Here is an 8164-nt window from a genome sequence, read left to right as displayed (position 1 = left end):
TTCCCCATCTTCCCCATCTTCCCCTACATCAGAAATGGGGTTTGGAGACCAAACCCCTACAACTCCCATCTTCCCCGCCTTTTTGTCCGGCAGGTGTGCGGTTACACTGAAAATGACCCTGATATTTTAAGATGCCCCAAGGATGCTACCAGCATTTGGGTTAATCTGACTACTATTCATAAAATTGGTCACATAGGAGCAAAAGGATTGACTACTCGCGTCATTATTGTACGGCACGGTCAGAGCAGCTATAATGCCCAGCAACTAATTCAAGGACGCTGTGATGAGTCCGTGTTAACGGAAAAAGGGGCTGATGATGCCCGTAAGGTGGGGGCTGCCCTCAGTCGCTTGAGCCTTGATGCTGTCTATTGTTCTCCTCTCCAGCGAGCGAAGCAGACCGCAGAGGTCATTCTACCCTATTTATCTGGCTCACCCCCTCTCCAACCATCAGAGAATCTGATGGAAGTCGATTTACCCTTGTGGGAAAAAGTGGCGAAATCCGACGCCCAGGCAAAATTCCCGGCGGACTATCGTTGCTGGAAAGAACGCCCGGAGGACTTCTACATGGAACTCTCTACACCGGAGGGAACCCGGAAGCATTTTCCTGTCTTGGCACTTTATCAACAAGCGCAGCAATTCTGGCAAGAGATTCTACCCCACCACCAAGGTGGCACGATTTTAATCGTGGCACACAATGGTATTAACCGCTGTTTGCTGAGTAGCGCTTTGGGTATTTCTCCCGCCCGTTACCAGTCCGTCTTACAATCCAACTGTTGCATTAATGTTCTGAATTTTACGGGGGGTTGGGGTGAACCCGTGCAATTAGAGTCCCTCAATCAAACCTCTCATGTTGGTACGCCGTTACCGACACCTCGCCCCAGTAATCGGGGGTTGCGTCTGCTGCTGGTACGTCACGGGGAAACTGAGTGGAATCGTGTCTCCCGCTTCCAAGGCGGGATTGATGTCCCATTAAATGAAAATGGGCGCCAACAGGGACAGCAGGTGGCTGAGTTTCTTAAGGATATCCCGATTGATTTTGCGGTGACCAGTCCGATGTTACGTCCCAAGGAAACGGCTGAATTAATTCTTCAGTATCACAGTGGTATTACGCTAGAACTTGAGGAAAAGTTTCGCGAAATTAATCATGGACTTTGGGAGGGTAAATTAGAGTCAGAAATTAACCAAGATTACGCCGATTTATTGCATCAATGGAAAGTGGCTCCAGCGACGGTACAAATGCCCAATGGTGAAAATTTAAATCAAGTATGGGAGAGGGCTACAGCCGCTTGGGATAGGATGATTCAGGTCAAAGCTGGAATGGCTGATTCAGAACTCAAGACGGGTTTAGTTGTTGCTCATGATGCGATTAATAAAGTCATTCTTTGCCATGTTTTGGGATTGAGTTCAGAATCATTCTGGAGTATTAAACAAGGGAATGGTGGTGTGAGTGTGATTGAATATGGTCAAGGGTTAGAGAAATTACCCGTTGTGCAGGCGATGAATATTACAACTCACCTTTCTGGAGATATTTTCGACCGAACGGCAGCAGGGGCGTTGTAACTCCGCAGAAACACTCTTTGACACCAGAAATTGAGGAGAGGGCGACCCAACCTAGTTGAGTGGAATCGAGTTTTTCATTAAATCAAGCGGGTCGCCCCTACATCAGGTAGGATATCAAGCGTGATCGCACCTGGTTGCGTTGGTATGATGCACAAAGCAACTGGATTTTGACTCCCTCAGAGCGAGAAAGACAAGAAGTTGAACGAGAAAGACGACGGGTAGAGAGATTGGTAGAACAATTGCGATTGCTTGGTGTTGAACCAGATTTTGATGGGGAGGTTTAGTTGTCTTCTGTCATCTGCCTTGTTTCTACCAAAGTGTCAGTATTCAACCGGACATGATATGACGAATGAACAAAGTTAAGAAAAAATAAGTTCTCACCTCTGGAGAAGAGGCTGCGGATTTTTTCAAAGTTTGGCAGTATAAAGAATAGGTATGTGCTGCTAGTGCAGTGTGACGGAAATAGTCCTACAGTTAATCAAGAGGAGAGAGAAAAAGTATATAACATCAACTTTACAGCCTTGGAGTTTGTTTGTTCCAGCTACAGCCTGCGCCCTACCCAATTATTATGCAGCCTGACATCACCGCCATTACTTTACCTGCTTTAGAGCATTTTATTGACTACCATCCCCTCACGATTGAGGCTGAAGCAACTCTAGTTGAAGCGATCGCGTTATTAAATCAAGGACAATCCTTGTCTGCGTACCAGTCGCGGCAATTTGCTACAGAACCGGAACGTTCACATCGCATCGTCTTGGTGACCAAAAACTCGGCGTTGATCGGGATCGTGACAACGCGAAAACTGATTGAACTAATGCTGGCTGGGATGAATTTTCAGGACACCCAGGTGGCTGATGTGATGATGCGATCGCCGATTACTTTAACCCTCTCTGAGTCTTGTCATCTGTTTACTGCATTATCCCTTTTCGAGAGCTATTCGATTGATTATCTCCCAGTTTTGGATCAGACAGGTAAATTTATTGGTTTAATCACAGAAAGTAGCATTTGTCAAGGGCTACCTGAGCTAAATTTGCTTAAGTCGCAATCGGTGGCGGCGACAATGACGACTCCTGGGCTAAAAGTTTCGTTGACTACTTCTATTCTGGACGTGGCACAACAGCTAATTAAGACTCAGGAAACTTGTGCTGTATTGATTCAGGAAAAGGTAATCGGGGATAAAACCAATGGGAGACCATTTCAAAAGAGTGCGATCGCGCAGATCCCATCCTCAGTTTCTGCCCATTCCTTACCGCTAGGACTAATTACAGAACAGGATTTAATCCACTGTTTACAGCTATCTGTATTTGGACTTGACTTGTCAAAAACACCAGTTTCTATGGTGATAAAAAAACCGCTATTGAGTCTCCATCCTGATGATTCCATAAAGCAGGGACTTGAACAAATGCGGCAAGTCGGACAAACCCCTCAATTAGTCTACCAATCTCCGGAAAATATTCTTGGCATTTTCACCGCAACGGACATCATTAAAGCGCTGAATCCTCTGGCGCTGCTGAATCAAGTTGAACAATTACAGCAAACAATTAATCAACAAGCCAACCAACTGCAGCAAACCCTTAATGACTTAAGCCAAGCGGAAACGACTGTGGAAACAAGCCATCAGCGTTTGCAGTTGATTCAGACAATAGCCAGCAATCCCACATTGAACGGAAAAGACTGGCAAACGGAATTCACTGAGTTGACAGAAGTCCCTTCAGCATCCCGTTGTCTTCCCTCCTCTTCATTAGTGGAAACTCCCGGCGATCATGCAATTGAGCCGCCTCAGGTTGCCCATATCGTCAAAACAGCGACAGAACGGCTGGAATTAATTCTCCGCGCCTCCCAGGATGGATTTTGGGACTGGAATATGATTACTGGGGACATTTATTTCTCGCCCCGATGGAAAGAAATGCTGGGTTACGTCGATTGGGAATTGCCGAATGAATTGGCGTCTTGGGAGAAGGTGATTTTTGAGGAAGATCGGATCGCCACGTTAAAACTGATTGAAGACTATAACAGTGGTAAAGTCTCTCGCTTCCAAACCGTCCAACGCTTCCATCATAAAAACGGCTCAACTGTTTATATTTTGTCCCGGGCGATTCATCAAAAAGATGCCGCAGGTCGAGTGATCCGCATGGTAGGGACTCATACCGATATTACCGATCGCAAACAAGCTGAGGCAACCCTGAAAGCTGAATATTCCTTTAAAACCCAACTGATCGAACGGATGGGAGAAGGTGTCTGTGTCTGCCATAGTATTGAGACGTATCCCTATATCCGCTTCACGGTTTGGAATCAGCAGATGGTTGAGATTACCGGTTATACCGTTGAGGAAATTAACCGTCGAGGCTGGTATCAAACATTCTATCCCGATCCGAAACAACGTAGCCAAGCCGTTAAGCGAATTGCTCAGATGCAACGTGGGGAGGATTTAATCGCGGAGGAATGGGAAATCGTTCGGGCGGATGGTAGCCACCGTACTCTATCGATTTCCACATCCAGAATTGAAACCTCAGAGAATCAGACTCATATCTTAGCCTTAATTCAAGATGTGACTGAACGCTTGCACTCGGAAACCCTGTCGCAGCAACAAGCCGAACGAGAACGGTTAATTCGAGCGATCGCACTGCGGATTCACCAGTCGTTGGAGTTGGAGGATATTCTCAATACCACGGTGACTGAAGTGCGACAGTTCCTGCAAACGGATCGGGTGTTAATTTATCGCTTCAATCCCGATTGGAGTGGCGTCGTCGCCGTGGAGTCAGTGGAATCAGAGACGTTATCTGTTTTGGGACAAACCATTTATGACCCCTGCTTTGGCGAAAAGTCGGTGGTGCGTTACCAACAGGGTTATATTCATACCTTGGAAGATACTCACACAGCAGATATTGCAACCTGTTATCGAGACTTTTTAGCCGATCTTCACGTCAGATCTAACCTAGTCGTCCCGATTCTCCAGGGACAAAAATTGTGGGGACTACTGATTGCCCACCATTGTCATCATCCTCGACATTGGCAAACCGTTGATATTGATCTGCTTCAGCAACTAGCCACCCAAGTCGCGATCGCGATTCAACAGTCTGAATTGTATCAGCAGTTATCCACTGAACTGGTGGAACGCAAACAGGTGGAAACCGCCCTCCGACAGCAAGCTGAACGAGAACGATTAATTAGTGCGATCGCCCGCCGCATTCGCCAATCGTTACACTTAACCGAGATTCTGAACACAACGGTAACGGAGGTGCGGCACTTCCTGCAAACGGATCGGGTGTTAATTTACCGCTTCAATCCCGACTGGAGTGGCGTAGTCGAAGTCGAGTCTGTCGCCGTGAAAGAGTTATCAGTATTGGGGCGCACGATTTTTGATCCCTGCTTTGGTGAAAAGTCAGCGGTACGTTACCAACAAGGTGATATTCACACCCTGGAGGACATCCACACGGCTAATCTGGAGTCTTGTTATCGCAACTTTCTTGCCGATTTACAGGTGAGAGCAAATTTAGTTGTGCCGATTATACAGGGAACCCAATTGTGGGGACTACTGATTGCCCACCATTGTAATCTTCCTCGACATTGGCAGCCCCAAGAGACAGAGTTACTGGTACAACTTGCCACGCAAGTCGCCATTGCGGTACAGCAATCGGAACTCTATCAACAAGCCCAAGCCGATTTAACCGAACGCAGACAAGCAGAAGCCGCCTTACAACAGCAACTCCAGCGCTCATTACTGCTCAAACAAATCACCCAAGACATTCGCCAAAGTTTAGACGCCCAACAAATTTTTCAAACTACCGCCACTCAAATTGGTCAAGCCTTTCGCGTCAACCGTTGTGTAATTCACACCTACGTCGCTTCCCCTGCACCCCAAATCCCCTTTGTCGCCGAATATTTAGAACCGGGTTACTCATCCATCCTCGCAGTCAAGATTCCGGTGGCTGACAATCCGCACATTCAACAGGTATTATCCGCCGATCGCGCGATCGCCTCTGACAATGTTTACGACGATCCCTTGTTACAAAATACCACAAGAATGTGTGACCAGGTAAACCTGAAATCCATGTTAGTCGTTCGCACCTCGTATAAGGAAAAACCCAATGGGGTGATTTGTCTGCATCAGTGTGATCAGTTTCGTCAATGGAGTAATGATGAAATTGAATTACTTGAAGCCGTTGCCGATCAAGTAGGAATTGCCCTTGCCCAAGCCCAACTCCTGGAACAAGAAAAGCACCAACGACAACAGTTAGCCGAACAAAACGTGGCGATGGAAAAAGCCAAACAAATCGCCGAAGCCGCCAACCGCGCCAAAAGTGACTTTCTGGCAACCATGAGTCATGAAATTCGCACGCCGATGAATGCGGTAATTGGCATGACGGGACTGCTGTTGGATACCCAACTGAGTTATGAACAAGCCGAATTTGCCGAAACAATCCGCAACAGTGGCGAAGCCCTGCTGACGATTATTAATGATATCCTCGACTTCTCTAAAATTGAGTCCGGCAAATTGGAGTTGGAGGAACAACCGTTTAATCTGCGAACCTGTATCGAAGAATCTCTGGATCTGCTAACGCCAAAAGCCGCAGAAAAGGGCATAGAACTGGCGTATCTGTTTGATCCTCACACCCCCAACACGATTCGCGGCGATATTACCCGACTGCGGCAAATTCTGGTTAATTTGCTCAGTAATGCCCTCAAGTTTACCCATCAGGGAGAAGTGACGGTTTCGGTGTCCTCTAAGCGGGTAAGTCCCCAGTCATTAGAGTACCTTTCTCACACAAATTATAAGGAACAACAGTATGAAATTTTGTTCGCCGTTAAAGATACAGGGATTGGCATTCCCCCAGATCGGTTAGATCGTTTATTTAAAGCCTTTAGCCAAGTCGATTCCTCCACCAGTCGCCACTATGGGGGTACAGGATTAGGGTTGGTGATATCCAAGCGGTTGAGTGAAATGATGGGGGGTAGAATTTGGGTAGAAAGTGAAGTGGGCAAGGGTTCTATCTTTTACTTCACGATTGTTGCCCCAGTCTGTCACATTGATAATCTCAGTAATTTGGATCTCCGGCAACCTCAGCTTGAAGGTAAGCGGATGTTAATTGTGGATGATAATGCCACAAATCGCCGCATTTTAACTCTACAAGGTCAATCCTGGGGGGTGCTGACCCGTGCGGCTGAGTCGGGTGATCAGGCATTAGACTGGCTACACCAAGGTGAGACATTTGACTTAGCAATTCTGGATATGCACATGCCCGGAATGGATGGGGTAAATCTCGCCTCACAGATACGCCAACAGCCAAATGGTCAAGAGATTCCCTTGGTTATGTTAACCTCAATCGGCAAGCCAGAAAACAGTGGTCAACTGGATGAAGCCAAGTTTGCGGCGTTTCTGACTAAGCCGATTAAGCAGTCTCAACTCTACAATGTGCTGATGGATGTATTAGTCGGTCAACCGGTGAAAGTGCGGTCAAGCTGTGAGATTTCACCGACGATTGATCCGTATATGGGTTCAACTTTACCGTTGCGGATTCTGTTGGCGGAGGATAATGTGGTTAACCAGCAAGTGGGGTTGCATATTCTGGGGCGCATGGGGTATCGGGCGGATGTAGCCGCCAATGGCTTAGAAGTCCTCGAAGCATTGCACCGCCAGTCTTATGATGTGGTATTAATGGATGTGCAAATGCCGGAAATGGATGGTTTGAAAGCGACTCAGCGCATCTGCCAGGAGTGGTCACCTGAAAAACGTCCTTATATTATAGCGATGACGGCTAATGCCATGCGAGGCGATCGCGAAACCTGTTTGCAGGCAGGTATGGATGATTATATCAGTAAGCCGATTCGGGTTGAGGAACTGGTGCGATCGTTGCAGGGAGTGCCAAAAAAGGTACAAGAGACTCGGAGTTTCCAGAAGGCAGAGGGCAGAGGGGAGAGGCTCCAAGCAAACAAGCAAGTGAGCAAGAAGGTACAAGGAAATAATAACGGTTTAGACGGACATGATGTGATTGATGACCACGCTTTTCAACAACTGTGCGATATGGTCAAAGATGATCAAGTCTTAATCCAAGTGATTGATAGCTTTTTGGACGAAGGCGCTCAGTTGTTGGGAGTGATGAACCAAGCACTGGATTCACAGAAAACGAATACATTGTCATCTGAGACGCTAACCACTTGTCAACAAGCCGCTCACAGTCTCAAATCTACCAGTGGTACGGTTGGTGCGATTCACCTTTCTGAACTTTGTAAGCAGTTAGAAAAGATAGACATTGAAAATGAAACCGATAATCCACTGACGTTAACAAGTCATCTATTGACACAAATCGATCAGGAATATGAACAGGTAAAGGTGGCGTTACAAAGCAAACGTCAGCAATTGAAGGAAAAGTGTTGATTGTGTAGGGGCGGGTTTAGGGACTTTAGTGTAGCTATTGATGATAACGTTTATCCAAAACCCACCCAAGTGTAGGGGCGGGTTTAGGGACTTTAGTGTAGCTATTGATGATAACATTTATCCAAAACCCACCCTGGTGTAGGGGCGGATTTAGGGACTTTAGTGTAACTAGAGATGATAACGTTTATCCAAAACCCACCCAAGTGTAGGGGCGGGTTTAGGGACTTT

General features: G+C 46.8%; 2 protein-coding genes. Both read left to right on the top strand.

Annotation, left to right across the window (positions count from 1 at the left end; all coding sequences use genetic code 11):
* The first annotated feature begins 207 nt into the window (after positions 1–207).
* Positions 208–1560, top strand: coding sequence for a histidine phosphatase family protein (locus ACLFWI_RS22175; RefSeq protein ID WP_446414720.1), 1353 nt, complete (start codon positions 208–210; stop codon positions 1558–1560).
* Between the two features lie 568 nt (positions 1561–2128).
* Positions 2129–7936, top strand: coding sequence for a GAF domain-containing protein (locus ACLFWI_RS22170; protein WP_446414719.1), 5808 nt, complete (start codon positions 2129–2131; stop codon positions 7934–7936).
* Positions 7937–8164 lie beyond the last annotated feature (228 nt).

It is taken from the genome of Coleofasciculus sp. (assembly GCF_046539235.1).
Taxonomy (GTDB): domain Bacteria; phylum Cyanobacteriota; class Cyanobacteriia; order Cyanobacteriales; family Coleofasciculaceae; genus Coleofasciculus.
Note: the sequence above shows the minus strand (reverse complement) of the source record. Positions and strands in the feature narration are given on the sequence as shown.